We start from the raw sequence: 25177 nt of genomic DNA, 5'->3' as shown, positions 1-25177 counted from the left end.
TAAAGCCTTTACAAATGTGGTTAATCGGTGGCCACTGGCGCCGCTTGCTGGGCTATATCGCGCAATTCGGTTTTCAGAATCTTGCCAATATGGCTGCGCGGCAATTCATCGATCAGGTAGAGTTCGGACAGGCGCTGCGTCTTGCCGAGTTCAGCATTGGTCGCCTCTTTCAAGGCTTCCAAATCCAGCGAAATGCCCTCTTCCGTCACAACAAAACCCACTGGTGTCTCACCCCATTGCTTGGAATCGATACCCACAACCGCAGCATCAGCCACATCGGACTGAGCCATCAATGCTTCTTCAAGATCGCGCGGATAAATGTTAAATCCGCCGGAGATAATCATGTCCTTGGAGCGGCCCATCAGGGTGATGAAACCATCTTCGTCGACCCGGCCAATATCACCCATACGCTGCCAGCGATCGCCATTTTCATCATACCAGCTCGCTTCTTCGGTTTTCTCCGGCTGGTTCTGGTACCCACTCATCATCGTCTGGGAGCGCCCGACCAATTCGCCCATCTCGCCAGGCGGCAGGCGATTCAGGTCTTCGTCGACCGTGATCACTTCACTGCCGCCCCAGGCTATACCGACCGTGTGCAGCTTGTCTGGAAAAGCATGTGCCAGAAGGATGCAGACCACCCCGCCCTCCGTCATTGAGTAAATCTCGATCAACCCGCCGGGCATGCGCTGGATCACTTCTGCCTTTAGTTCGGCCGAAAAAGGCGCACTGGTGCAATATTTATGAGTGAAGTGACTGAGATCATAATCGTTAAAGCCTTCAAAATCCATCAACCTCTGATATTGCACAGGGACCAGCATGGTATGTGTCGCGCGGTTTTCCTGCGCCAGTTCCAGCCAGCGCTGGCAATCAAACTTGCGCATAAGAATAGATGTCCCGCCATAGGCAACGGTTGCGACAAAAATACCCAGCGTCGTATTGGAATAAAGCGGCGTGGAGAACAGCGAGACTTGGCCCGGCCCACCATAGCCGGAGTTTTCGCCGACAGCCATTTGGTACCAGCGCATCTGGCGGCTTTGTACTATGCCTTTGGGTGTGCCAGTGGTGCCGCTGGAATAGATGATGTTGAATGGATCTTTGGGGCCAACGTCGGGGTCTTTCGGCTTAGCGCCTTCATTTGCCATCCAGTCGTCCATCGACGGAGCGTCATCTTTTGCCAAATCCATCATGATATGCTGGATCGGCGGCAAGTCTATTCCGCTCTCAAAAAGTTCCGCTCGCTTGGCGCTATCCACAAATAAATGCATCGCTCCACTATCAGCCATCATATTGGCCAGCTGTTTTGGTGTTGCGGAAGTTGTCAATGGGGCCGCGCAACCGCCGGCAACTATGGCAGCCAGATAGGCGATGGCGTAACGGATGGTTGTCGTCCCGAGAATCGAAACGGCCTGCCCCTTTGCCAGACCGTCCGCCTGAAGCTGCGCAGCGACACGGTTGACCAATGCGGCTGTTTCCGCCCAAGTCAGTTTTTCTTCGCCGTCATCCAGGGCAAAACGGTCGGGCTGATTGGCGGCATGCGCATTGATCAGATCGGCAAGATGACCAAATGGTTGTTCAAGATAGGCGATAGGTTCAATTTTTGTCATAGCCCGCCTGTTTCATGCATCATGGCGAAAAATGCAATCCGCCATTTCCTCTTAACGTCTTCTCCTCGTGCATCTTGCTCTGACCATCTTCTCCCGGCCATCAGGGATATTACCTATTGCCCGCCCTCACAGATGGCAGGAGAGCTTGCGCGGTCTCAATTATCGCAAACTCAAAATCTCGCAATGAAAGCAATTCATGCCGATACCCACGCTTCCCGAGTTGCCGCGCATTCATCTCGGCCAGCAATCCGCCAAGATGCGCAGCTGGATCCGGACCCGGCTTTGGGCACAGGTTATCGTTGCACTCATTCTCGGTATTGCCACGGGCCTGTTGCTCGGTCCCGAAGGCGGTCTGGTTTCGGCCGAGACAGCACGCTGGCTTGGCGCTTGGTTAGCGCTTCCCGGGCAGCTGTTCCTCGGCCTCATCGCAATGGTGTTGGTACCACTCGTCTTTGCCTCGATCATCGGCGGGTTGACCGGCAGCGGATCTGGCGAAGCCTTGAAGCGGATTGGCCTGCGCTTCGCAGGCTTCGTTCTGGCGACAACCTTCGCTGCCGCGGCGATCGGCATTACGCTGGCGAGCATTTTACGGCCGGGATCAGGCCTCGTTGGGTCACTCACCACTGCCTCAGATACGGCAATACCGGAAGGCGAGCCAGCGTCCTTTGATCTCGGTAAAGCGCCGGAGATTATTTCCGGTATTCTGCCCAACAATCCAACCGCGTCCATCGTACAGGGTGACCTCATGGCGATTGTGGCTTTTGCGTTGCTGGTGGGCATTGCCGCGACACAAGTCACCCGCGACCGGATCGCGCCGTTCCTCTCGGTTCTGGATGCGCTGCTGTCCATTTGTATGACGATCGTCAAATGGGCGATGTATCTCGCGCCGCTCGCTGTCTTCGGCATGATGGCACAGCTGGTTATGCGGATCGGCCTGAATACGTTGATCGGGGTTTCCGCTTATGTCGGCACTGTCCTTCTTGGCCTGTTCCTGCTGTTTCTTTTATACCTTATTATTCTTACCATTTTCGCCCGGGTCGGACCGATCGCGTTTTTCAAAAATACCGGAGAGACGTTGTTACTCGCTTTTTCCACATCGAGTTCCACTGCGGTCATGCCGAGCACCGTACAATCGGCCAAAAAGCTGGGCGTACCGCGCGAAGTCGCAAATCTGGTCGCGCCGCTGGGTGCAACCATGAACATGGCCGGGACAGCCCTTTATCAAAGCGTTGCAATTCTGTTTTTAGCCCAAATGTCTGGGATCGAATTAAGCGGAGGACAAATCATATTGATGACCGTGACTCTCGTTGCCTCTTCCATCGGCGCACCGGGAACGCCGGGCGTTAGCATTGCCATTCTGGTCAGCGTAGCGGCCGGATTTGGTATCCCTGCGGACGGGATGGTTATCGTCATGGGCGTCGACCGGCTGCTCGACATGAGCCGCACCAGTGTCAATGTTGCCGGCGACCTGACCGCCAGCACCCTGCTCCGCAACGTCGCCATTCCAATGCCGGAACAACCCGCGGAACAAAGCGTATAATCTATGGTGTTTAAAACCTCCGACCACATTCACTCTCCCAAACAAAGGAAATTTAATGTCAAATTCAACCATCCCAACGGATTGTCTGGTCGTTGTTGCGACCGGAGCCGAAGCCAAGCTCTATCGGAATGTCGGCAAAGATGATGAAATCAAATTGCGGGCTGAGGGGACCATCAATCCAAAAAATCTGGCTTCAGAGGGACCATCTGGTTCTTTTGTGCCGGATTCCTCCGCCCGGGAAACAGATGAAGCAACATTTTCGAAACAGCTTGCCCATCATCTTTATGACCTTTCCAATAACGGAAAGTTTGACAGCTTGGTTTTGGCCGCTGACCCCGGCAGCCTTGGCGAAATGCGGCCGCTTTTGCACAAGGAAGTCACCGACAAGATCGTCTTGGAAATGGACAAGACTTTGATCAACTCGTCGATCAAGGATATCGAAAGATCGATACAGAATAACTAGTCTTTAAGAATCAGGGCGCGGCGTCAGACTAACCGGCTACCAGTTTCACAAACGTGCTTTCGACCCAGCCGCTTTTGCAGGGACCGTCATAGTTTCGTTTGGACCGTACCGGAGAGGAGACGCCGCAATCCTGAGATCCATTGGCTGCCGGATTGTCGCCTTCCGCTGGTGCCGTATCGTCATAGACAATCCCCAACCATTGCTGGTCATGACTGCGGGTGCAGATGTGGACCAATTGTCCGGCCGACAATCCTGCCTTACGCTCTGCCGCATCAAATGGCGCAATAAGAACATCCAGATCGGCCTGACGCAGACCCGTCACGCGTCCCATCGCCTGACACGCATCAAAACGCGGGCCGCCTTCGCCAATGCGGACAGGCCGTTCACCGGGATTAGCGCCGACCCGCTCGGTCCGGCCGGTGGGATTGGACGCATCGGTCTGACTTTCCTGCAAGTCATCGCTGACCTGGGTGGTTTCGGAACAGGCACTGGCAGCGAAACAGATTAACGCAGCGGGGAATAGAATTCTCATCATGTCCATGGTCTAGACCATGTTGCGGGCATTTGGAAAGATTCGAATGATCAATTGGCCTACAGAACGATCTGGGTCTGGGTCACCACAGCAACCAATGTCCCGTCTTCAAGCGATAATCGCGACTGCCAGACAGACTGCCGCTTTCCCACTTTCAAAGGCACAGCCTCGCCATAAACAATCTGCCCCTCTGGCGCCGCGTTCAGGAAATTGGTCTTGCTTTCGGATGTGGTCGTACCATTCGCTCCCTCTGGCAGATTCGCAAACCCGCCAAAAGCACCCAATACATCAGCGAACGTCATCACTGCACCGCCATGGATAGATGGCGTTTCGCGGCCATTACCGGCAGTACATATTTCAGGCCGCACTAGCATTTCACCAAGGATTTTTTCCTTGGTCATTTCTGTGATCTTGATGCCCATTGTCTTTGCAAAAGGCACGATATCAGCGGGATTACTCATTTGGTATTCTCCTTATGAAATCAGGCTCTAGGCCAGCATTTCATCGACGAGAATAGATGCTATCAATAGGCATCATCGAAAGCGAATTAAGCACCTGTAAAACAAGGAATATAATATCTCATTTTCTAACAAATCTCTTGGGTTTCAAGGCCTAAAGGTCTAAAAGAAAAATATGAGTGAAAACACAGAAAATGACACCCCGGATAGCCCGGAAACGGCTCCCGATACTTCCAATAAAAACGAATATGGCGCCGATTCCATCAAGGTCCTCAAAGGGCTTGATGCGGTTCGCAAACGGCCTGGAATGTATATTGGTGATACTGATGATGGATCGGGCCTGCACCACATGGTGTTTGAGGTGTCGGATAACGCAATTGACGAGGCTCTCGCTGGTCATTGCGACCTGATTCTGATCACCCTAAACGCCGACGGCAGCGTCTCTGTGGAAGATAATGGCCGCGGCATTCCTGTTGGCATGCACAAAGAAGAAGGCGTCAGTGCGGCAGAGGTCATCATGACCCAGCTCCACGCGGGCGGAAAGTTTGAAAATACGTCAGACGACAACGCCTATAAGGTCTCTGGCGGCCTCCACGGTGTGGGTGTGTCGGTGGTTAATGCCTTGTCCGAATGGCTGGAACTCAATATCTGGCGCGATGGCAAAGAGCATAATATGCGCTTTGAATTTGGCGATGCTGTGCGCAGCCTAGAAGTCATTGGCGATGCCAATGGTAAGAAGGGGACGCGGGTAACTTTCTTCCCGTCTCCCGCCACGTTCAAGATTACCGAATTTGACTTTGAAAAGCTCGAACATCGCTATCGCGAACTCGCTTTTCTGAACAGCGGCGTCCATATCTTGCTGCGTGACGAGCGGAGCGAGGAAGCCAAGGAAATCGATTTGTTCTACGAAGGCGGCATTGCGGCCTTTGTTCAGTATCTTGACCGGAACAAAACCGCTCTGGTTCCTGATCCGATTGCGATTCATGGCGAGCGCGATGATGTTACCATCGACGTCGCGCTGGAATGGAATGACAGCTATTATGAGAATGTGCTGTGTTTCACTAACAATATTCCACAGCGCGACGGCGGCACCCATTTGGCGGCATTCCGCTCGGCGCTAACCCGGACGCTGAATAACTATGCCGAAAGCTCTGGCGCGCTCAAGAAAGAGAAAGTCAAACTGACCGGCGATGACATGCGCGAAGGCCTGACTGCCATTGTCTCGGTCAAATTGCCGGATCCGAAGTTCAGCTCACAGACCAAGGACAAGCTGGTATCCTCCGAAGTGCGTCAGCCGCTGGAAAGTCTGATGGCGGACAAGCTGGCGGAATGGCTGGAAGAAAACCCGCAAAATGCCGCGATGGTGGTGCAAAAAGTGATCGACGCCGCTGCGGCCCGTGAAGCGGCCAAGAAAGCGCGTGAGCTGACGCGGCGTAAGGGTGCGATGGATATTGCTTCCCTGCCCGGCAAACTGGCCGACTGTCAGGAACGCGATCCGGCGAAATCCGAACTCTTCCTGGTCGAGGGTGATTCCGCTGGTGGCTCCGCCAAACAGGGCCGCGACCGGCATTATCAGGCGATCCTGCCGCTCAAAGGTAAGATTTTGAACGTCGAGCGTGCGCGCTTTGACCGGATGCTATCCTCCAAAGAGGTCGGCACGCTAATTCAGGCGATGGGCACGGGTATTGGGCGCGAAGATTTCAACATTGAAAAGCTGCGCTATCACAAGATTGTCATCATGACCGATGCTGACGTCGATGGCGCGCATATCCGGACCTTGCTGCTGACCTTCTTCTATCGGCAAATGCCAGAGATTGTTGAAAACGGGCATCTCTACATCGCCCAGCCACCGCTGTATAAAGTCGGCAAAGGCAAGAGCGAGGTCTATCTGAAAGACGATAATGCGCTGGACCAATATCTGGTTGATGCTGGCCTGCAGAGCATGATTTTGCAGACGAACGAAGGTGCGCGATCGGGCGAAGACCTGCGCAGTCTGGTCGAACATGGCCGGCGCATGCGTTCGCTCATGGCCTATGTTCCGCGCCGTTATGATGGCACCATTGTCGAAGCGATGGCGCTGACCGGCGCACTCAATCCCGCACATGGCCCCTCCGAGCGGCAAGCCGCTGTGGAGGCCGCTGCGGCATGGATGGACGCCGTAGACGAGGAAGGCCGCTGGTCGGGCAGCGTTTCCGAAGAAGGTGGCTATCTTTTCGAGCGGCTATGGCGGGGGGTCACCGACCATCATATCATCGAAGCCAAATTCCTGGAATCCGCGGAGGCGCGCAAATTGCACAGCCTCGCCTCTGAACAGAGTGCGACCTATGCGACCAGCAGCCGTCTGGTGAAAGCGTCAGCGGAAGACGTCGACGATAAAGACGGCATTGGCTCAGAAGGTACGCTGATCACGCGTCCGTCCGAGTTACTGGACTCGGTATTGGTTGCCGGACGCAAAGGCTTATCCTTCCAGCGCTATAAGGGGCTTGGCGAAATGAATGCGGAACAGCTGTGGGAAACCACGCTGGATCCCGAAGTGCGTTCCCTACTGCAGGTGACGGTCGAACAAGCGGACGTAACCGACGAGATATTCACCAAACTGATGGGCGATGTTGTCGAACCTCGGCGGGAATTTATCGTCGACAACGCACTGAATGTGGCGAATCTCGACGTTTAAAGGCCAGCTCTTTCAGCCAACCCACTCATATCATCAACCTTTCGTCCTGAGCCTGTCGAAGGACATCTAGAGATCATCGATAACCGTCCTTCGACAGGCTCAGGACGAAGGGATTATGTCGGACAAAACCCCAAAACGATATCGAGCGAAAACCTACTCGCCAACCTCCAGCCCCACCGCATCGGCCATAAAGCCATAAATATCGGAATATTCCTCGATCAACTTATCGGTTGGCTTCCCGCTGCCATGCCCTGCCCGCGTTTCAATGCGGATCAGATGCGGCTTGTCACCGGTGTTCAGCGCTTGCAAGCGGGCGGTATATTTAAAGCTATGCCCTGGAACCACGCGGTCATCGGTGTCAGCGGTTGAGACCATCAAAGCCGGATAATTCGTGCCATCTTGTATGTTGTGATAGGGCGAATAGCTCAGCAATTTGCGGAAATCCGCTTCCTTGCTGGGATAGCCATAATCATCGACCCAATACCGCCCGGCGGTAAACCGGTCGAAGCGCAGCATATCCATCACGCCAACCGCCGCATGGCCCGTCGTGAACAGGTCCGGCCGCTGGTTCATCACCGCCCCGACAAGCAAACCGCCATTGGAGCGTCCTTCAATCGCCAGACCATCTTTCGGCGTAATGCCCTCTGCGATCAGATATTCGCCGGCGGCAATGAAATCATCGAACACATTCTGCTTGTTCTGCAGACGACCAGCATCATGCCACTCTTTGCCATATTCCCCGCCACCGCGCAGATTGGCCGAGGCATAGACACCGCCCGCCTGTATCCAAGCCATTTTGGGCGCGCTATAACCGGGCAGGACGGAGATGTTGAACCCGCCATAACCATAGAGCAAGGTCGGTGCGCCTTCACTGAGATCGAGATCTTTCTTGTGGACCAAGAACATAGGGATTTTGGTGCCGTCTTTGCTTTCGTAAAAGCGCTGCGTGACTTGGACAGTATCGGGATCAAATGGCAGCTCGGGCTTGGACCAGATTTCGGCGCTGCCAGCATCGCTGAAACTATAAATCGTATTGGGCTGATTAAAGCTGCCAAATGCGAAATAGCCTTTGTCCGATTTCGCAGAACCGTTGAGGCCAGCAACCGTCCCTAGCCCTGGAAGATCGACCAGACCTTTAGGCGTGCCATCCAGCGCAAATGTTTCGAGCCTGCTTTTGGCATCATCGATATAATCGACCACGAGCAAATCACCGACAATTGCCGCGTTATCGATCGTGGCGACATGTTCTGGAACAACTTCGGTCCAAACATATTCCATTTTGCTGCACGTCGTTGTTTCAGCATCCGGACCATCACACATGACATCGCGATCTTCTGGTTTCGAAAGATCCGTCTTCATGATCCGCAACCGCTTGGCGTCATTATTAGTTGCGAAATACAGCGTATCGCCAATCCCGTCGATCAAGGACCAGCTATTGTCGAAGCCTTCCACCAGCTTGCGCGGTTCAATCTCTTTCGCATCGACTTTGACCAGGGTAATTTCATAACGATCATCGGTGCCAGAAGATGATGTAATGACCACCCATTGCTGGTCCGATGTCACCTCGGCCGTATGGCTAAGTTCTGGCTTTTCCGGCGTCGCATAAACCTTGATATCGCTGCTCTGCTTCTTGCCGAGCATATGCATGTAGACCGTGTGATTTTTGTTCAGCGATTGAAACGCTTCGCCCTCTTGGGGTTCCGGGAAACGGGAGTAGAGAAACCCGCTATTTCCGGGCATCCATGCGAGATTGGAGAATTTAACCCATTCGACGGAATCCGGCTTTATCTCACCGGTTGCAACATCCATCACTTTCAACGTACGCCAATCGGATCCGCCGTCCTGTATAGCATAGACCAACAAGCTGCCATCTTCTGATGGTTTCCATTCTGCCAGTGCGGTTGCGCCATCTTCTGACCATTCCGCCGGATCGATCAACACGCGCTCTTCATCATCCTCGCCGTCGCGAACATATAATATCGCCTGGTTCTGTCCGCCACTCTTGCGCTCGTAAAAAAACTTTCCGCCCGCCTCTACCGGCACCTCCAGCTGATCATAGTTAAACAGATTCGTCATCGATGCCGCCAAGGCTTCGCGCCCTTCTACTGTCTTTAGATAACCATCTGTGACAGCATTTTGAGCCGCGACCCAGGCAGCGACGTCGGCATCTTCACGAACATCATTTTCCAACCACCGATAGGGGTCAGCGATTTTCTCGCCAAATTGCTCGTCCACAACATCTACGGTCTTCGTCTCAGGATAGGTCAGGGCATTATCTTTCGTCATTGCATCCGCTTGTGCCAAAACCGGAGTGGAAATAATTGCTGTGCTACTGGCCAGCGCCAGCGCGAAGAGACCCGTGATACGCATAAAATTCCCCATACAATGGAAACAAAAGAAAAGAGGCCGCAAGCCTATCGCTCGCAGCCTCTAATATCAATTGAAACTGTGTCTAAGTGAAGGGGTTTATGCCTCTTCGAAATCTTCCTCAGCATTCTGGTCTGGACCGCTGTCCTGACCTTTTGCTTCTTCGTTACGATCAACCAGTTCGATCACCGCCATCGCAGCAGCATCGGAATCACGGTAGCCGGCTTTGATAATCCGGGTATAACCGCCACTACGGTCGGCATAACGTTCAGCCAGCTCACCGAAGAGTTTCTTTTCTTGGGTCTCGTCCATCAAACGCGAATGCGCGAGACGACGGTTGGACAGGCCACCCTTTTTCGCCAGCGTGATCAGCTTTTCCACATAAGGCCGCATCTCTTTGGCTTTGGGCAGGGTTGTCATGATCTGCTCATGCTTGATCAGTGCCGCAGACAGGTTTTTCAGCAAAGCCTGACGGTGAGCACCGGTCCGCTGCATACGGCGGCCCTTCATTCTATGACGCATATTCTATACTCCGTTCGTTATGAGCCCGTATGAGGTAGCTCGTAGCAGGCCGGTTCAAAGGGTCGGCCAATTTTCCCTTTTTACCCTCGCCCCTTTAGGGGAGAGGATAGTGGCGCTTGACAGCATCGCTGCCTAGCAAAACTTGGAGAGGGGAAAACTCACTGCCCCTCTCCCAGCGCAGACTAGCGAACAAGTTCGCAAGTCTTTGCATCCCTCTCCCCTAAAGGGGCGAGGGAGAAATTAACCCAGCAGCTCTTGCTCAAGCTTCTTGGCCATTTCTTCGATATTTTCGGGCGGCCAGCCAGGAATATCCATTCCCAGACGCAGACCCATGCTGGACAGCACTTCCTTGATTTCGTTCAAGGACTTGCGACCAAAGTTCGGCGTGCGCAGCATTTCGGCTTCGGTCTTCTGCACCAGATCGCCAATATAGATGATATTGTCGTTCTTGAGGCAGTTTGCCGAGCGGACGGACAGTTCCAACTCGTCGACCTTCTTGAGAAGGTAACGGTTGAGCTGGTTGGCATCGCTTTCCTGCTGGCTCTGTGCTGCGGCCATGCCGATGGGCGATGATACGCTTTCCAAAGCTTCTTCGAAATGCACGAACAGCTGCAACTGGTCCTGAAGAATGCGGGCTGCATAGGCAATCGCATCTTCCGGGGTCACGGTGCCGTCGGTGTCGATGGTGAGGTTCAGCTTGTCAAAGTCGAGCTCCTGACCAACGCGGGCATTGTCGACTTTGTAGGAAACCTGACGGATTGGCGAATAAAGCGAGTCAACCGGGATCAAGCCGATTGGCGCGTCTGCGGGACGGTTAGCAACCGCTGGAACATAGCCTTTGCCAACATTGACGGTCAGTTCCATGTTGAACGACGCGCCTTCATCAAGGTGACAGATGACCAGATCCGGGTTCATCACTTCGATGTCGCCGGAAACGGCGATGTCACCTGCGGTGACTTCTGCAGGACCCGTTGCGGAAAGCTGCAGACGCTTGGCATCTTCACCTTCCATCTTCAGAGCAATCTGTTTGACGTTCAAAACAATGTCGGTGACATCTTCACGTACGCCCGGAAGCGACGAAAATTCATGCAGGGCGTTTTCGATTTTGATCGAGGTAACCGCAGCGCCTTGCAGCGATGACAGCAAAACGCGACGTAGTGCGTTACCAATGGTCAAGCCAAAGCCGCGCTCAAGAGGTTCCGCTACGAAAGTAGCTTTGCGCTTGGGATCACCACCGGATTTTATATCGAGAACATTGGGCTTCTTCAGTTCTTGCCAGTTCTTCATATTGACAGTCATGGACTTCCCCTAGTGAGTTCAAAGAGTGGGTTGGACCGTTACCACTCTGAATTACCAAAAATTGGAAACTACCGGCCGGATAGTTCCCGTAAACTTGAGCGGCTTAGACGCGGCGACGTTTGGACGGACGGACACCATTATGCGGGATCGGCGTAACATCGCGGATCGATGTAATGGTGAAACCGACGGCCTGCAGCGCGCGAAGTGCGGATTCACGGCCAGAGCCAGGTCCTTTCACTTCCACTTCCAGGGTGCGGACACCGTGGTCAGCTGCTTTTTTGCCAGCGTCTTCTGCTGCAACCTGCGCCGCGTAAGGCGTAGATTTACGAGAGCCTTTAAAACCCATCATACCCGCAGAGGACCAGCTTATCGCATTGCCCTGTGCATCGGTGATGGTGACCATCGTGTTGTTAAATGTGGCGTTGACGTGCGCGACGCCTGCCGAAATATTTTTGCGCGCGCTTTTCTTAATGCGCTGCGGTTCGCGTGCCATGTGATCAATTCCTACCTAATATCCAGAAGAGACAAGTCCTGAAAGACTGTCCTATTTTTTCTTACCGGCAATAGCCTTGGGCTTGCCTTTACGGGTGCGCGCATTGGTGTGCGTACGCTGTCCGCGAACGGGAAGTCCTTTACGGTGACGAAGACCGCGATAGCAGGCCAGATCCATAAGACGCTTGATGTTCATTGCGGTCTCGCGACGCAAGTCACCTTCAACGGTCAGATCCGCATCAATGGTTTCACGAATTTGCAAAACTTCCTGATCGGTAAGGTCCTGAACCCGGCGGGCAGGATCGATTTTCAATTTTTCGACAATTTCGGCCGCTTTCGTGCGTCCGATACCGTGAATATAGGTAAGCGAGATAATTACGCGCTTATTTGTTGGGATATTTACCCCGGCAATACGTGCCAATATTTTTCTCCTGCTCCACAGAGACCGATTCGCCGGCCCCTATCTCATCGCTAAGCTGTTAAAATCACATCCAAAACGCACAAAACCAGCGGACGCCACGAAAGCGTTGCCGGTTGTGTTGGATTTCGAATACAGTTCAAATAGGGAGAGTCGGCGGTGGTGTCAAGCACCGTAATACTGCCAATTTTCCCATTTTGGCTTTTATCTTGCACTTTGGCAATTGCGGCCCGCATAGCGTTTGACTGCATATGGTTCTTTTTAGGAATTTTCATGACCATCAGAAATAAACACGACCTGTTTGAAATTGCCGGAACAACTGTCGCGCCAGGAAAGATCGGGGACATTGCCATCCCGATCAGCGACCTCTCCGCAGGGATGCAGGCCAATCTCGAAGTTCGTGTTTTTCACGGCAAGCGTAAGGGGCCGACTATTTTCGTCAGTGCAGCCATCCATGGCGACGAAATTATCGGAACAGAGATCATCCGCCGGGTCATGAAAAAGCTGAACGCTTCGCGGATGGCGGGCACCGTTATCTTTGTGCCCGTCGTCAACATGTTCGGCTTCATCACACATAGCCGCTACCTGCCCGACCGGCGCGATCTGAACCGCTCTTTTCCCGGCACCGAAAAAGGATCGCTGGCATCTCAATTGGCGAACATATTCTCTACCGAGATTATCGGGCATTGTTCGCTTGGAATCGACATTCATAGTGCCGCCCTGCACCGCTATAATCTACCGCAAATTCGCGTTGCTTCTGGTAATGCGGAGTTAAAGGCTCTCGCAATGGAATTTGGAGCCCCGGTGGTAATCGAGGCAGAATTGCGTCCCGGGTCATTGCGTGCGCTGGCCCGCGAGGCCGGCGTGGATATGCTATTGATGGAAGCCGGTGAGGCGCTGCGTTTTGATGAATTCTCGGTACTGACCGGCGTAAACGGCGTATTACGGGTCTTACGCGAGCTCGATATCATTCAGACAAAGCGTCTGGGGAAACGGGGCGCTCCATCCGCGCAGGCGACACGCACAGCGTGGCTCCGGTCAACAAGGGGCGGGATTTGCCGATTGACAGCGCCATCCGGCACGCAAGTGCGCAAGGGAGAAATCGTCGCCTATGTCAGCGATATTTTCGGGGATGAAGAAGAAGCCATAGCCTCCCCGGTTGACGGCATCGTAATTGGTCATTCCAACCTGCCCGTGGTCAATCAGGGTGACGCGCTGCTTCATATCGCGCAGGTTCAAAAATTTAGCGAAGTTGGCGACCGGCTTGAGAAAATCGAGGATGCAATTACCAGCGATCAACTTCTCGACGAGGATGAGGTTATCTAACCCTTCCCTTTTGTCTTTGTATTCCCCGAGCTGGCCTTGGCCTGGATAAAGTCGATAATCTGGCCTGCAACATCCTTACCGGTCGCATTTTCGATGCCTTCCAGTCCGGGTGAGCTGTTCACCTCCATGATTACCGGGCCGTGATTGGCACGCAATATATCGACGCCGGCCACGTTCAGCCCCATGACTTTGGCAGCGCGCACCGCGGTCGAGCGTTCCTCCGGCGTAATCTTCACCATCTTGGCGCTACCGCCGCGATGCAGGTTGGACCGGAAATCACCTTCAGCGCCCGTCCGCATCATCGCCGCGACGACCTTCCCACCAACCACGAAAATCCGGATATCACTGGAGCCAGCCTCTTTGATAAATTCCTGAACAAGAATATTGACGTTGAGGCCGCGAAACGCTTCGACAACTGACTTCGCACTATTAGCGGTTTCGCCCAGCACCACCCCGATGCCCTGCGTTCCCTCAAGCAGTTTAATCACGGCGGGCGCACCGCCGACGATCTTCAACACTTCCTCAGTCTGCTTTGGATCATGGGCAAAGGCCGTGACCGGCAGGCCCAGGCCGTGCTTGGCAAAAATCTGCATTGAGCGCAGCTTGTCGCGCGAACGCCCAACTGCGACACTCTCATTGAGCGGCCAAACACCCATCATTTCAAACTGACGCAACACAGCTAGACCATAGTGAGTGATCGAGGCGCCGATACGCGGAATGACCGCGTCGAAACCTTTCATTGTTTCGCCATTATATAAAATCGATGGCCGGTGTGACGTAATGTTCATGGTACAACGCAGGGTGTTTAATATATGCATCTCATGCCCGCGCTCTTCCGCTGCCTCAACCAGGCGCTTGTGGGAATAGAGCTTTGGATTACGGGCGAGCATTGCGATTTTCATTATATTTCCTTTGTTGTTGTCTTCGGCACCGGTCGCCCGAGCAACCAGCGTTTGGCGCTATTGACCAAGAAACCTCTTTTCAGAGCCCGCCGCCCTACCAGCACCGGAAAGGCCATCGACTGGCGGTTCGCCAGTGTCATATGCCCCACCCATGTAAGCGGACCAAGTTGCATAATTGTTTCGATAACATATCTTTGCTGCGTACGCCCGTTAGAACTTTTGATCGCGCGTTTTTCAACGAGCTTGGCTTCACAATCAATCGCTGAAAACTCAGGCGACTTGGGAATGGTGAAGGCTACCCATTGCTCGTCATCACGCTCAAACGGTTTGATGCGGACAGCATGCAGCGATGATGTTGCCGCTCCGCTATCAATTTTAGCATGAATATCTTTGATACCCAGTTCGGGCAGACTTACCAGTTCACACCAGCCTATTTCACAAGGCTCTTTCAGCTTTCGCCGCAATCGCGGTGGCTTGGTCGGTTTTATAGATACCATCGACCAATATCTGGTCGATGGTATCTGGTTAGGCAAGATTATAATGCTCTGCCGTGATTTTGGAAACGCAGCTTAAGCGCCTAAACGACCCCGTAAGCCAGCATAGCATCTGCGACTTTCTTGAAGCCTGCGATATTTGCGCCCTTCACATAGTCGACATAGCCATCACCCTGATCGCCATATTCCACACATTTTTCGTGGATGCCTTCCATCAGATCGGTCAGCATGTTGCCGAGCCGCTCATTATCCCAACTGATGCGTTCCGCGTTCTGACTCATTTCCAGACCCGAAACAGCAACACCGCCAGCATTGGCTGCCTTGCCCGGACCGTACATGATCTTGGCATCGTGGAAGATATGAACCCCTTCCAGCGTGGTCGGCATGTTGGCGCCTTCGGAGACTGCCATCACGCCATTATCAACCAGTTTTTTGGCTTCGTCTTTCTCCAGCTCATTCTGTGTCGCGCAGGGCAACGCAACGTCACAAGCCACACTCCAAGGACGCTCGCCGTCATGATAGGAAGCGCCTGTAAACTCATCGACATATTCACTAATCCGCCCGCGGCGATTATTTTTGAGATCCTTGATCCAGTCAATCTTCTCCTGATTGATCCCATCAGGATCGTGGATAAAGCCGCCGCTGTCAGACAAGGTCAGAACTTTGCCGCCTTGCTTGGTGATCTGCTCGGCAGCATGGGTTGCAACATTGCCGGAACCGGAAATAACCGCTGTCTTACCATCAATGCTGTCATTCTTATGCTTGAGCATATTTTCAAGAAAGTAGACCGCTCCATAACCGGTGGCTTCGGGCCGCATTTGCGAGCCGCCATATTCCAGACCCTTGCCGGTCAGCACGCCCTCCCAACGGTTGGTGATGCGCTTGTACTGGCCAAACATATACCCAATTTCGCGGCCACCAACGCCAATATCGCCTGCCGGGACATCGGTATCAGGACCAATATGACGATAAAGCTCGGTCATAAATGACTGGCAGAACCGCATGACTTCTGCGTCCGACTTGCCTTTCGGGTTGAAATTAGCACCGCCCTTGCCGCCGCCCATAGGCAGGCCGGTTAAGGAGTTTTTAAAAGTCTGCTCAAAAGCGAGAAATTTCAGGACACTTTCGGTTACGCTGGGGTGAAACCGGATGCCGCCCTTATACGGGCCGATGGCATTGTTATTTTGCACCCGCCAACCACGCTGAACACGAATATTATGATTATCATCTTCCCAGCATACGCGGAAAGACACAACCCGGTCAGGCTCGGCCATACGGCGAAGGATCTGGGCGCTATGATAGGCCTCTTTATCTTCCATGAAGCCATAAATATCCTGCGCGACTTCCTGCACAGCTTGAACAAATTCAGGTTGTCCGGGATTGCGCTTTTTTACGCCTTCCATGAATGTTGGAAAATCTACATGATCGGAAACGGCCATCGTCTTACTCCCCTTTGGGTGTTTATCTACGCGCCCGTTATCAGTCACGATGCCCTCGAATCGCAACCGTTTATGCAACCATAATAAGAACAATTTCGCTAAGAGGTAAAGCCTTGATATTCTAAACTATTTATTCAGCTTTTTCGCCTTCCTCCGGATCGCTTTCCGGCTCTGCTTCAGGTTCTTCGGTTTCCGCGAAGAGAGCGGCTAGCCGCGTCAGTTGCTCACCAATGACACCGTCCACAGCGGGTGCGATTTGATCGACCGGAAATTCCATGTAGCCGCCAACTTTGTAGACAAAGGATACGCCCGTCTTTTCGCCATCAGCTTTCAAACCAATGGTGAGCGTCCCCGTCACTGCCTCACCTTGCAACGGACCAAGCGCGCCCGACATCCGAAGTGCCTTGTTGTTTTGCGCGAAGATAACCCGCATGTGCTGTACACTGCCTTCGGCAGATTTTATGTTGTCTGCATCTGTTTTGCGCAACAATTCACAGAAACAGCCACCCGCCTGAGCGACAAGATAGAAATTGTCAGCATTGCCGGAAAAGCTATGCTCCCCGTTCCACCACCGTGCGGGCGCAATGATGGTTTTCCATACTTCTTCCGGCGATCCGTTGACCACCTTCAGATGTTTCACGGTAAAGCCATTTTCAGCTGTGTTGGTGACTTCGGCCTGAGCCGCTGATGTGCCGATAACGGCGGTGAGTAATAAAATGAATCGAAACAAAAAACGTCTCCCCCTGTTGAGCGACAGACTAGTGTTCGACCGTGTGGCTGGCAATGCTTATCAGCCAGTAGACCAGGAGATTAGTCTAGTGCGAGAACAGCCTCAATTGCGTTGCTCACCGCTTCCATGCTGCCCATGCCGTCAACCTTGCTAACGATACCGCGTTCTTCGTAGATTGGCAGAATCGGTTGGGTCTTCGCGCGATATTCGTTCATCCGTGTACGAACAGTTTCCTCATTATCATCGGGGCGACGCTTGAATTCCGTTGAACCGCAAACATCACAAACGCCCTCTTTAGCGGGCTGTTTGAACGTGTCATGATAACCTTCACCGCATTTTCCACAGGTGAAACGACCAGTAATACGTTCGACCAGCGCCTCAACATCCACAGCCAGTTCAATAACATGGTGGAGTTTGCGGTTGCGCGCTGTCAAAATGTCATCCAGCGAATGGACCTGCGCTTCGGTGCGCGGATAACCATCGAAAATGACGCCTTTGTCAGGACCGAGCTCGTCCAGCCTGTCGCCGATTATGCCCGAAACCACATCATCGGGCACCAGCTCGCCAGCGTCCATCAAAGCTTTCGCTTTCAGACCAACTTCGGTACCGGCCTTGACCGCTGCGCGCAGCATGTCACCAGTGGACAGTTGGACCATACCATGTTCGTCTTCGAGAAGCCCAGCTTGCGTACCTTTGCCGGCGCCCGGTGGTCCCAACAGTATGATGTCCATAAGTTACTGTCCCCTATAACTTCAAATATCCGGGAGAAAAATCTTAGCGCTTCCGGCGTCCGCCCTTGAGTTTCGCTTTTTTCAGCAAATCCCCATATTGCAAGGCCAGCAAATGGCTTTGAATCTGGGTCACGGTATCAACAGTCACGTTGACGATAATCAGCAGGCTGGTACCGCCCAGGAAGAAGAGCGGCAGGTTCGTCTGCGCCATGACATATTCTGGCAAAACGCAAACAAAAGCGAGATAGGCAGCGCCAACGACCGTGATGCGGGTCAACACATAATCGAGATAGTCCGATGTATTTTTACCAGGCCGGATACCGGGTACGAAGCCGCCATTTTTCTTGAGATTATCGGCCGTCTCTTCGGGATTGAAAACAACTGCGGTATAGAAGAAGCAGAAGAAGATAATTCCGGCAGCATATAACGCCATATAAAGCGGCTGTCCATGAGCGAGATATTGGTTAAGTGCGATAATGAAATCGCCACCGGTGCTTTCGCCTGCGGCTGTATTGCCTGCAAACTGACTAACCGTCAGTGGCATTAACAAGAGCGAGGATGCGAAAATTGGCGGGATCACACCGGCAGTGTTCACCTTCAAGGGAAGATGGCTGCGGTCCGCCTGCATTACGCCATTTTGCGTGGCGCGCTTGGGATATTGGATGAGCACGCGTCTTTGCGCACGCTCCATGAAACTGATGAACAATACCAAGCCTACTACCATGGCGATCAAACCGACAATGGTCAGCGCGCCGATCGAACCGGTGCGGCTGCCTTCCATCAGGTTGCCGACGAAAGTCGGCATTTGCGCCACAATACCGGCCATGATGATCAGCGAGATACCGTTACCGATACCGCGGCTGGTAATCTGCTCACCAAGCCACATCAGAAACAGCGTACCACCAACAAGACTTATCACCGCGCCGACACGGAAGCCCATGCCGGGATTAACCACCGCTTGCAGACCGGATTGCGAGGCAAAGCTCTCCAGCCCAACGGCAATGAAATAGCCCTGAATCGCGGTCAGACCGACCGTACCATAGCGCGTATATTGGTTGAGTTTTTTGCGGCCCGCTTCGCCGTCTTTCTTGATTGCAGCCAATGTCGGCGACAAGGCTGCAGCCAACTGCACCACAATAGATGCGGTAATATAGGGCATCACGCCCAGTGCGATGAGGCTCATCCGCTCCAGCGAACCGCCGGAAAATGTGTTGAAAATATCGAGAACACCGCCGCGGGTCTGATCATAAAGATCCGCCAATACGACGGGATCGACACCAGGAAGTGGTACGAAGCTGAGCAGGCGGAAAACCACCAGTGCGCCCAGTGTAAACCAGATGCGTTTACGAAGTTCGGTTGCTTCTCCGAATTTTGCCAGGCTCAAATTTGCTGCGACCTGATCGGCTTTTGATGCCATTTTAGTAGTTCCTTGCCCCGCCGTTCATGAAGACAATCCGTCTCCAAATCAATGCATCGATCCCATATCGGATGTTGCTGCCCGAAAAACAAGGCTCTTAGGCACCAAGCGCAACCGATACGGATAAAAAAGAAAGGCCCCGTCCAGGCTCTAATGCCTAGCGGGGCCATTGATTGGGTAAATCAATCTTTCTTTTTGGCTCTATTTGCCGCTTTTTTCTCTTTAGCAGGCTTGGAAGCGACGGCTTTCTTTTCGCCTTTTGGACGATGAGCCGCTGCGCCAGCCAGTATTTCTACTTTGCCGCCTGCTTTTTCGACTGCTTCGACGGCTGCTTTGGAAGCGCCGGCCACCGCAATGGTAATTTTCGCTTTAATTTCACCCTTGGCGAGAAGACGAACGCCGTCTTTGCCGCCGCGAGTCAGGCCCGCTGCATTCAAGGCCGCCTGATCCAACGTGCCTTTATTGGCGAGCTTCTTGGCATCGATATATTTCTGAATCATGCCGAGATTGACTTCAGCATAGTCGGTGCCGAACGGGTTGTTGAAACCACGCTTGGGAAGCCGCATGTGAAGGGGCATCTGACCGCCTTCAAAGCCGTTGATGGAAACACCGGAGCGAGACTTCTGGCCCTTTTGACCCCGTCCGCCGGTTTTGCCTTTGCCGGAGCCAATGCCGCGGCCAATACGGGTACGCAATTTGCGCGCGCCGTCATTATCTTTAATTTCGTTCAGTTTCATGTCGTGTACTCGCTTTCGCTTTTATTCGCACGGTCGTGTCAGGTTTTACCCTTCAACAACCTCTACAAGATGGTGCACCTTACGGATCATGCCGCGCACTTCCGGTGTGTCTTCCAATTCGGAAACACGGTGCATTTTATTGAGGCCCAATCCGATCAGCGTCTTGCGCTGTTCTTCGGGGCGACGGATTGGCGAACCAATCTGCTTGATTTTCACTTTAGCCATTATGCCTTACTCCGTAACTGCTGCAGCATCGGCCTCAGCCTCTGCTTCAGAAGCGCCACCGCGGCCGAGCAGGTCAGCAATTTTCTTGCCGCGCCGCTGGGATACAGCCTTGGGACTGGTCTGTTCACCAAGTGCCACAAAGGTCGCCCGGATCATGTTATAAGGGTTGGATGTTCCGTTGGACTTGGTCACCACATCGGCAACACCAAGGCTTTCGAAAACCGCACGCATAGGACCACCAGCAATGATGCCGGTCCCTGGAGGCGCCGAACGCAAGGTCACATTACCGGCACCAAACTGGCCTTTGCCATCATGGTGAAGGGTGCGGCCTTCGCGCAATGGAACGCGAACCATTTTCTTCTTCGCAGCAGCGGTTGCCTTGGTAATGGCTTCAGGCACTTCGCGCGCTTTACCCTTACCAAAACCGGCACGGCCCTTGCCGTCGCCAACCACAACCAATGCGGCAAAACCAAAGCGTTTACCGCCCTTAACGGTTTTGGAAACACGGTTGATGTGAACCAATTTTTCGATCAGCTCTTCACCGCCATCATTGTCACGTCCACCGCGACCACCACGGCCACGACCGCGTCCGCCATCACGGCCGCCACGGTTGTTACCGCCGCCACGATTTCCGCCGCGTCCCTGACGTTCGTTACCGCCAGTTTTGTTTGCAGGTGCTACAGCAGCTTCGGGCTGATTGCCTTCACCGGTGGTACCGGGCTGCGCTGCACCTTCTGGTGTTTTGTTCTCATCAGCCATATTAAAACTCCAATCCGCCTTCGCGGGCCGCGTCGGCAAGAGCCTTCACACGTCCGTGATAAAGGAAACCGCCGCGGTCAAAAATTACTTCCTTGATGCCAGCTTTTTTCGCCGCTTCTGCAACGCGCTTGCCCACATCGGCTGCCGCTGCACTGTCGGCACCGGTTTTTACCTTCGACGCCTTGTCGATTGTAGAGGCAGCAGCAACAGTTGTGCCCTCTGCATCATCAATGACCTGCGCATAGATATGACGACCTGTGCGGTGCACAGACAAACGAGGCTTTGTGAGCCCGCGCTTCCGCAGCTTAGTGCGAACGCGTTGCTGACGCCGTTTGAATAGAGAAATATTAGCCATGGCTTATTTCTTCTTCCCTTCTTTGCGGAAAACATATTCGCCGCGATATTTAATGCCCTTGCCTTTATAAGGCTCTGGTTTGCGCCAGCGCCGAATTTCTGCGGCGACCTGACCAACCTGCTGCTTATCAATGCCGGAAATTTCGACCGTGGTCTGATCCGGGGTCTTGATGGTGATGCCTTCAGGAATGTCGAAATCGACATCGTGGCTGAAACCAAGCTGCAGGTTCAGGACTTTGCCCTTCACCGCGGCGCGATAACCAACACCGTTAATTTCAAGCACCTTGGTATAGCCTTCGGTCACACCGTCGACGAGGTTCTGAACGAGCGTCCGCTGCATACCCCAATAGGCGCGTGCACGGGTGGTTTTATTTGCTGGAGTCACCAACAAACCGCCATCGCTCAGCTCGTAGCTCAGATCATCAACCATAGGGGTTGAAAGCTCGCCCTTTGGTCCTTTGACCTTGACCAGACCGTCTTCCATCGTGGCGGTGACGCCATCAGGAATGCTTACTGCTTTTTTGCCGATACGAGACATTAGAACACCTCTGCGAGTACTTCGCCGCCGACATTCTGGCTGCGCGCTTCTGCGTCAGACAAAACACCTTTTGGCGTCGAAACGATTGTGATGCCCAGGCCATTGCGTACGGTCGGCAGTTCACTTGAACCGCTGTAGATACGGCGACCAGGCTTTGAAACGCGGGCCACGTGGCGGATAGCCGGCTCGCCTTCAAAATATTTCAGTTCAATACGAAGACCGGGGTGCTTATTCACCTCTTCTTCGCTGTAGCCGCGAATATAGCCTTCGCGCTGGAGAACTTCGAGGACTGCGCCGCGCAATTTGGAAGCAGGTGAAACCACACTGTCTTTACGCGCTTGCTGTCCGTTACGGATACGGGTGAGCATATCACCCAAGGGATCGGTAAAAGCCATATTATCTTCCCTTTACCAGCTGGATTTCGTTACGCCGGGGATAAGGCCTTTATTGGCCATATCACGCAGCTCGATGCGGCAGAGGCGGAATTTGCGGTAATAGCCGCGCGGACGCCCTGTTGTTTCGCAGCGGTTACGCACGCGGGTTGGATTACCGTTGCGCGGAATTTCCGCCATTTTAAGACGCGCCATCAAACGCTCGGTCTCGTCAAGAGACTGATCGTTGGCCATCGCCTTCAACTTCGCATAACGGCCGGCATATTTCTTCACCAGCTTCTTGCGACGTTCGTTTTTATTAATGGAACTCAGTTTCGCCATGACTTAAGTTCTCTTCCTTTCTTGCGTGTTTCCGAAAACCGGAAACTTAAAAAATTATCTCTCGCGGATTATGCCGCTGCTTGCTCTTCTTCTTCCTGCGGGAACGGGAAACCGAATAGTTTCAAAAGCTCGCGAGCTTCGTCATTCGTTTTCGCGCTTGTCGTCACGATAATGTCCATGCCGCGCACCACGTCGATGTCGTCATAAGCAATCTCAGGAAAAATAATCTGCTCTTTAATGCCCATGGCAAAGTTGCCACGGCCATCAAAACTTTTCGGGTTCAGCCCGCGAAAGTCACGAATACGAGGCATAGCCACCGTGATCAGACGATCGAGAAATTCGTACATACGCTCGCGGCGCAATGTCACCTTACAACCGATCGGCATGCCTTCGCGCAGCTTGAACGTCGCGATGGATGTCTTCGCTTTGGTAATGACAGGCTTCTGACCAGCGATCAGTTCCATTTCAGCCGCAGCCGTAGTGGTTTTCTTTTTGTCCTGACTACCTTCGCCAACACCCATGTTCAGTGTGATCTTCGTGATCTTTGGCACTTCCATGGGATTGGAATAGTTGAACTTTTCCTGCATCGCTTTGACGATTTCACCGTCATATTTTTTGCGCATGCGCGGCAAATCTTTATCAGCCATCGACTTTCTCCCCGGATTTCACAGCCACACGGACCATTTTTCCGTCTTTCTCTTCAAAGCGAACGCGCGTTGGTTTGCCATCTTTTGGATCGGCCAAAGCAACCTTGCTGATGTGCATCGGTGCTTCACGGCGTTCCAGACCACCTTGCGGGTTGGCCTGAGTGGGTTTGCGGTGACGCACGGCAACATTGGCGCCTGCGACGATCAACTTGCCGTCTTTTGGCATAACCTTGGTCACTTCACCGGATTTGCCTTTATCCTTGCCGGACAAAACAACAACGGTATCACCTTTTTTAATCTTTGCATTGGCCATGATTATAGTACCTCCGGCGCAAGGCTGATGATTTTCATGTGTTTCTTGGCGCGCAGTTCGCGAACCACAGGGCCAAAAATACGGGTGCCGATTGGCTCTTTCGCATTGTTGACCAACACAGCAGCATTGGTGTCGAAGCGGATAACCGAACCGTCTTTACGGCGGATATCTTTGCGAGTGCGCACGATAACAGCCCGGTGAACATCACCCTTTTTGACCTTACCGCGCGGAGCCGCTTCCTTGATCGACACAACAATAATGTCGCCAACGCCAGCAAACCGGCGCTTGGAACCGCCCAGCACCTTGATACACTGCACGCGTTTGGCTCCGCTATTGTCAGCGACCTCCAAGTTCGATTGCATCTGGATCATGGATCCAATTCCTTCTTTCTGTTCCGGCCAATCCCGGAAGTTCTTAAACTCGTCATCCCGGCGAAAGCTGGGATCAACTTAACTCTTGGTGCCCCCCATCGGGAGATCCCAGCTTTCGCTGGGATGACGGCAAGCCGTCAGCTTTCGGCTTTGACTTCGCCTTCGTCTTCAGCGGTAATTTCAGCAACCTTTGGTGTTGCAGGAGCAGCAGCAGCGCCAACCCGTTCCAACACCTTCCAAGTTTTCAGCTTGGAAATCGGTTTCGTTTCCTCGATGCGCACGGTTTCGCCCGTGCTCATCTCGTTCTTTTCGTCATGCGCGTGGTATTTTTTAGACCGCCGCATAATTTTTCCGTAAAGCGGGTGCTTCACTTTGCGTTCGACGTTGACGACAATAGTCTTGTCGCCTTTGTCTGACACTACCGTGCCGGTGAGAATACGTTTTGGCATATCGGTTCCTTACGCCTTTTCTGCTTGCGTCGCTTTCGCGCGCTCGTTCTGCAGGGTTTTAATCTTCGCAATGGTGCGGCGCACTTCCCGCATCCGACTTGGCTTTTCGAGCTGGTTGGTCGCAGCTTGAAAACGCAGGTTAAATGCCTCGCGCTTCAACTCGCCCAGATCGCTTTCAAGCTGATCGTCGGTTTTGGTCCGCAAATCTTCTGTCTTGCTCATGTCCTTAACCTTCCAAATGTGACGTATCGCCAAGGCGAGCCACAACTTTTGTCTTGATAGGAAGCTTCATCGCCGCACGCTCGAAAGCAACCGCAGCAATGGGGCCGGGAACACCGTCCAGTTCGAACATGATACGGCCCGGTTTTACCCGGCAAGCCCAATATTCAACCGAACCCTTACCTTTACCCTGACGGACTTCAGCAGGCTTCTTGGAAACCGGCACGTCTGGGAAGATACGGATCCACAAACGACCTTGCCGTTTGATGTGACGCGTGATCGCACGGCGAGCCGCCTCGATCTGGCGCGCAGTGATCCGCTCTGGTTCCATAGCTTTCAGACCATAAGAACCGAAGTTCAGCGTCGTGCCGCCTGGCGCCTTTCCTTTAATCCGGCCCTTGTGAGCCTTCCGGAATTTTGTTTTCTTTGGTTGCAGCATGATGC

General features: G+C 53.3%; 32 protein-coding genes. 4 read left to right on the top strand and 28 right to left on the bottom strand.

Going from position 1 to position 25177, the window contains the following annotated elements; translation table 11 throughout:
* Positions 1 to 20 precede the first annotated feature (20 nt).
* A complete protein-coding gene (locus J4G78_RS16010) occupies positions 21 to 1604 on the bottom strand; it encodes a class I adenylate-forming enzyme family protein (RefSeq protein WP_207987505.1) in 1584 nt (527 codons plus the stop codon).
* Positions 1605 to 1800: 196 nt separating this feature from the next.
* Between J4G78_RS16010 and J4G78_RS16005 the strand changes: the two genes are divergently transcribed.
* Both J4G78_RS16005 and J4G78_RS16000 read left to right on the top strand, forming a co-directional pair.
* Complete coding sequence (locus J4G78_RS16005) at positions 1801 to 3144, top strand: dicarboxylate/amino acid:cation symporter (protein WP_207987504.1); 1344 nt, start codon at positions 1801 to 1803, stop codon at positions 3142 to 3144.
* A 55-nt stretch (positions 3145 to 3199) separates the two neighbouring features.
* Positions 3200 to 3607 carry a host attachment family protein gene (locus J4G78_RS16000; protein WP_207987503.1) on the top strand — a complete coding sequence of 136 codons (408 nt, stop codon included), beginning with the start codon at positions 3200 to 3202 and terminating at the stop codon, positions 3605 to 3607.
* Positions 3608 to 3635: 28 nt separating this feature from the next.
* On the opposite strand, the gene J4G78_RS15995 is transcribed toward J4G78_RS16000, so the two are convergent.
* Together J4G78_RS15995 and J4G78_RS15990 are read right to left on the bottom strand one after the other, a co-directional pair.
* Positions 3636 to 4142, bottom strand: a complete 507-nt coding sequence (locus J4G78_RS15995) for a hypothetical protein (RefSeq protein WP_243457128.1) — start codon at positions 4140 to 4142, stop codon at positions 3636 to 3638.
* Positions 4143 to 4198: 56 nt separating this feature from the next.
* Positions 4199 to 4600: a PaaI family thioesterase gene (locus tag J4G78_RS15990; RefSeq protein WP_207987502.1), complete on the bottom strand. Its 402-nt coding sequence runs from the start codon at positions 4598 to 4600 to the stop codon at positions 4199 to 4201.
* Between the two features lie 172 nt (positions 4601 to 4772).
* Between J4G78_RS15990 and gyrB the strand changes: the two genes are divergently transcribed.
* Entirely contained in the window at positions 4773 to 7271 is a 2499-nt protein-coding gene (gene gyrB, locus J4G78_RS15985; RefSeq protein ID WP_207987501.1) for a DNA topoisomerase (ATP-hydrolyzing) subunit B, read from the top strand.
* A 153-nt stretch (positions 7272 to 7424) separates the two neighbouring features.
* Here gyrB and J4G78_RS15980 read toward each other — a convergent pair whose 3' ends face one another.
* The 6 genes from J4G78_RS15980 to J4G78_RS15955 form a co-directional block, all read right to left on the bottom strand.
* Positions 7425 to 9641, bottom strand: a complete 2217-nt coding sequence (locus J4G78_RS15980) for a prolyl oligopeptidase family serine peptidase (protein ID WP_207987500.1) — start codon at positions 9639 to 9641, stop codon at positions 7425 to 7427.
* 96 nt (positions 9642 to 9737) lie between these two features.
* Complete coding sequence (gene rplQ / locus J4G78_RS15975; protein WP_207987499.1) at positions 9738 to 10160, bottom strand: 50S ribosomal protein L17; 423 nt, start codon at positions 10158 to 10160, stop codon at positions 9738 to 9740.
* Positions 10161 to 10400: 240 nt separating this feature from the next.
* Positions 10401 to 11459: a DNA-directed RNA polymerase subunit alpha gene (locus J4G78_RS15970; RefSeq protein ID WP_108810491.1), complete on the bottom strand. Its 1059-nt coding sequence runs from the start codon at positions 11457 to 11459 to the stop codon at positions 10401 to 10403.
* A 103-nt stretch (positions 11460 to 11562) separates the two neighbouring features.
* Entirely contained in the window at positions 11563 to 11952 is a 390-nt protein-coding gene (gene rpsK, locus J4G78_RS15965) for a 30S ribosomal protein S11 (RefSeq protein ID WP_067198370.1), read from the bottom strand.
* A 51-nt stretch (positions 11953 to 12003) separates the two neighbouring features.
* Positions 12004 to 12372, bottom strand: coding sequence for a 30S ribosomal protein S13 (gene rpsM, locus J4G78_RS15960; protein ID WP_108810492.1), 369 nt, complete (start codon positions 12370 to 12372; stop codon positions 12004 to 12006).
* Between the two features lie 50 nt (positions 12373 to 12422).
* The gene (locus J4G78_RS15955; protein ID WP_207987498.1) at positions 12423 to 12644 is read right to left on the bottom strand and encodes a hypothetical protein; all 222 of its coding nucleotides are present in this window, start codon (positions 12642 to 12644) and stop codon (positions 12423 to 12425) included.
* On the opposite strand from J4G78_RS15955, the gene J4G78_RS15950 reads away from it, so the two are divergent.
* On the top strand, positions 12643 to 13695 hold the full coding sequence (locus J4G78_RS15950) for a succinylglutamate desuccinylase/aspartoacylase family protein (protein WP_207987497.1): 1053 nt from the start codon (positions 12643 to 12645) through the stop codon (positions 13693 to 13695). The two genes, J4G78_RS15955 and J4G78_RS15950, sit on opposite strands and share 2 nt — an antisense overlap.
* Here the strand turns inward: J4G78_RS15950 and rimK are convergent.
* The 19 genes from rimK to rplP all read right to left on the bottom strand — a co-directional run bounded on the left by rimK (position 13692) and on the right by rplP (position 25172).
* Positions 13692 to 14597, bottom strand: coding sequence for a 30S ribosomal protein S6--L-glutamate ligase (gene rimK / locus J4G78_RS15945; protein ID WP_207987496.1), 906 nt, complete (start codon positions 14595 to 14597; stop codon positions 13692 to 13694). The two genes, J4G78_RS15950 and rimK, sit on opposite strands and share 4 nt — an antisense overlap.
* Positions 14597 to 15094, bottom strand: coding sequence for an ATP-dependent zinc protease family protein (locus tag J4G78_RS15940; protein WP_207987495.1), 498 nt, complete (start codon positions 15092 to 15094; stop codon positions 14597 to 14599). Before J4G78_RS15940 ends, rimK begins: the two co-directional genes overlap by 1 nt.
* A gap of 80 nt (positions 15095 to 15174) precedes the next feature.
* A complete protein-coding gene (gene gdhA, locus J4G78_RS15935; RefSeq protein ID WP_207987494.1) occupies positions 15175 to 16530 on the bottom strand; it encodes an NADP-specific glutamate dehydrogenase in 1356 nt (451 codons plus the stop codon).
* Between the two features lie 130 nt (positions 16531 to 16660).
* A complete protein-coding gene (locus J4G78_RS15930; protein ID WP_207987493.1) occupies positions 16661 to 17260 on the bottom strand; it encodes an SRPBCC family protein in 600 nt (199 codons plus the stop codon).
* A gap of 80 nt (positions 17261 to 17340) precedes the next feature.
* Positions 17341 to 17991 carry an adenylate kinase gene (locus J4G78_RS15925; RefSeq protein ID WP_207987492.1) on the bottom strand — a complete coding sequence of 217 codons (651 nt, stop codon included), beginning with the start codon at positions 17989 to 17991 and terminating at the stop codon, positions 17341 to 17343.
* A 43-nt stretch (positions 17992 to 18034) separates the two neighbouring features.
* Positions 18035 to 19408, bottom strand: a complete 1374-nt coding sequence (gene secY, locus J4G78_RS15920) for a preprotein translocase subunit SecY (protein WP_207987491.1) — start codon at positions 19406 to 19408, stop codon at positions 18035 to 18037.
* A gap of 182 nt (positions 19409 to 19590) precedes the next feature.
* Positions 19591 to 20145 (bottom strand): 50S ribosomal protein L15, encoded by a 555-nt coding sequence (gene rplO, locus J4G78_RS15915; protein WP_207987490.1) that lies wholly within the window; start codon positions 20143 to 20145, stop codon positions 19591 to 19593.
* 45 nt (positions 20146 to 20190) lie between these two features.
* Positions 20191 to 20370: a 50S ribosomal protein L30 gene (rpmD, locus tag J4G78_RS15910; protein WP_109356556.1), complete on the bottom strand. Its 180-nt coding sequence runs from the start codon at positions 20368 to 20370 to the stop codon at positions 20191 to 20193.
* A gap of 6 nt (positions 20371 to 20376) precedes the next feature.
* The gene (rpsE, locus tag J4G78_RS15905) at positions 20377 to 21129 is read right to left on the bottom strand and encodes a 30S ribosomal protein S5 (RefSeq protein WP_207987489.1); all 753 of its coding nucleotides are present in this window, start codon (positions 21127 to 21129) and stop codon (positions 20377 to 20379) included.
* A 1-nt stretch (position 21130) separates the two neighbouring features.
* Positions 21131 to 21484, bottom strand: coding sequence for a 50S ribosomal protein L18 (rplR, locus tag J4G78_RS15900; RefSeq protein ID WP_207987488.1), 354 nt, complete (start codon positions 21482 to 21484; stop codon positions 21131 to 21133).
* A 3-nt stretch (positions 21485 to 21487) separates the two neighbouring features.
* On the bottom strand, positions 21488 to 22021 hold the full coding sequence (rplF, locus tag J4G78_RS15895) for a 50S ribosomal protein L6 (RefSeq protein WP_207987487.1): 534 nt from the start codon (positions 22019 to 22021) through the stop codon (positions 21488 to 21490).
* Positions 22021 to 22416, bottom strand: a complete 396-nt coding sequence (gene rpsH, locus J4G78_RS15890) for a 30S ribosomal protein S8 (protein WP_108810505.1) — start codon at positions 22414 to 22416, stop codon at positions 22021 to 22023. The genes rplF and rpsH overlap by 1 nt, the downstream gene beginning before the upstream one ends.
* 12 nt (positions 22417 to 22428) lie before the next feature.
* The gene (gene rpsN / locus J4G78_RS15885) at positions 22429 to 22734 is read right to left on the bottom strand and encodes a 30S ribosomal protein S14 (RefSeq protein WP_108810506.1); all 306 of its coding nucleotides are present in this window, start codon (positions 22732 to 22734) and stop codon (positions 22429 to 22431) included.
* 68 nt (positions 22735 to 22802) lie between these two features.
* Positions 22803 to 23381, bottom strand: coding sequence for a 50S ribosomal protein L5 (gene rplE / locus J4G78_RS15880; protein WP_207987486.1), 579 nt, complete (start codon positions 23379 to 23381; stop codon positions 22803 to 22805).
* Positions 23374 to 23694, bottom strand: coding sequence for a 50S ribosomal protein L24 (rplX, locus tag J4G78_RS15875; RefSeq protein WP_207987485.1), 321 nt, complete (start codon positions 23692 to 23694; stop codon positions 23374 to 23376). Before rplX ends, rplE begins: the two co-directional genes overlap by 8 nt.
* A 2-nt stretch (positions 23695 to 23696) precedes the next feature.
* Complete coding sequence (gene rplN, locus J4G78_RS15870; RefSeq protein WP_207987484.1) at positions 23697 to 24065, bottom strand: 50S ribosomal protein L14; 369 nt, start codon at positions 24063 to 24065, stop codon at positions 23697 to 23699.
* A 137-nt stretch (positions 24066 to 24202) separates the two neighbouring features.
* Entirely contained in the window at positions 24203 to 24514 is a 312-nt protein-coding gene (rpsQ, locus tag J4G78_RS15865) for a 30S ribosomal protein S17 (protein WP_109356549.1), read from the bottom strand.
* 9 nt (positions 24515 to 24523) lie between these two features.
* Positions 24524 to 24736: a 50S ribosomal protein L29 gene (gene rpmC / locus J4G78_RS15860; RefSeq protein ID WP_207987483.1), complete on the bottom strand. Its 213-nt coding sequence runs from the start codon at positions 24734 to 24736 to the stop codon at positions 24524 to 24526.
* 4 nt (positions 24737 to 24740) lie between these two features.
* Positions 24741 to 25172, bottom strand: coding sequence for a 50S ribosomal protein L16 (rplP, locus tag J4G78_RS15855; RefSeq protein ID WP_207987482.1), 432 nt, complete (start codon positions 25170 to 25172; stop codon positions 24741 to 24743).
* Positions 25173 to 25177 lie beyond the last annotated feature (5 nt).

This window comes from Parasphingorhabdus cellanae (genome assembly GCF_017498565.1).
GTDB lineage: Bacteria > Pseudomonadota > Alphaproteobacteria > Sphingomonadales > Sphingomonadaceae > Parasphingorhabdus > Parasphingorhabdus cellanae.
Note: the sequence above shows the minus strand (reverse complement) of the source record. Positions and strands in the feature narration are given on the sequence as shown.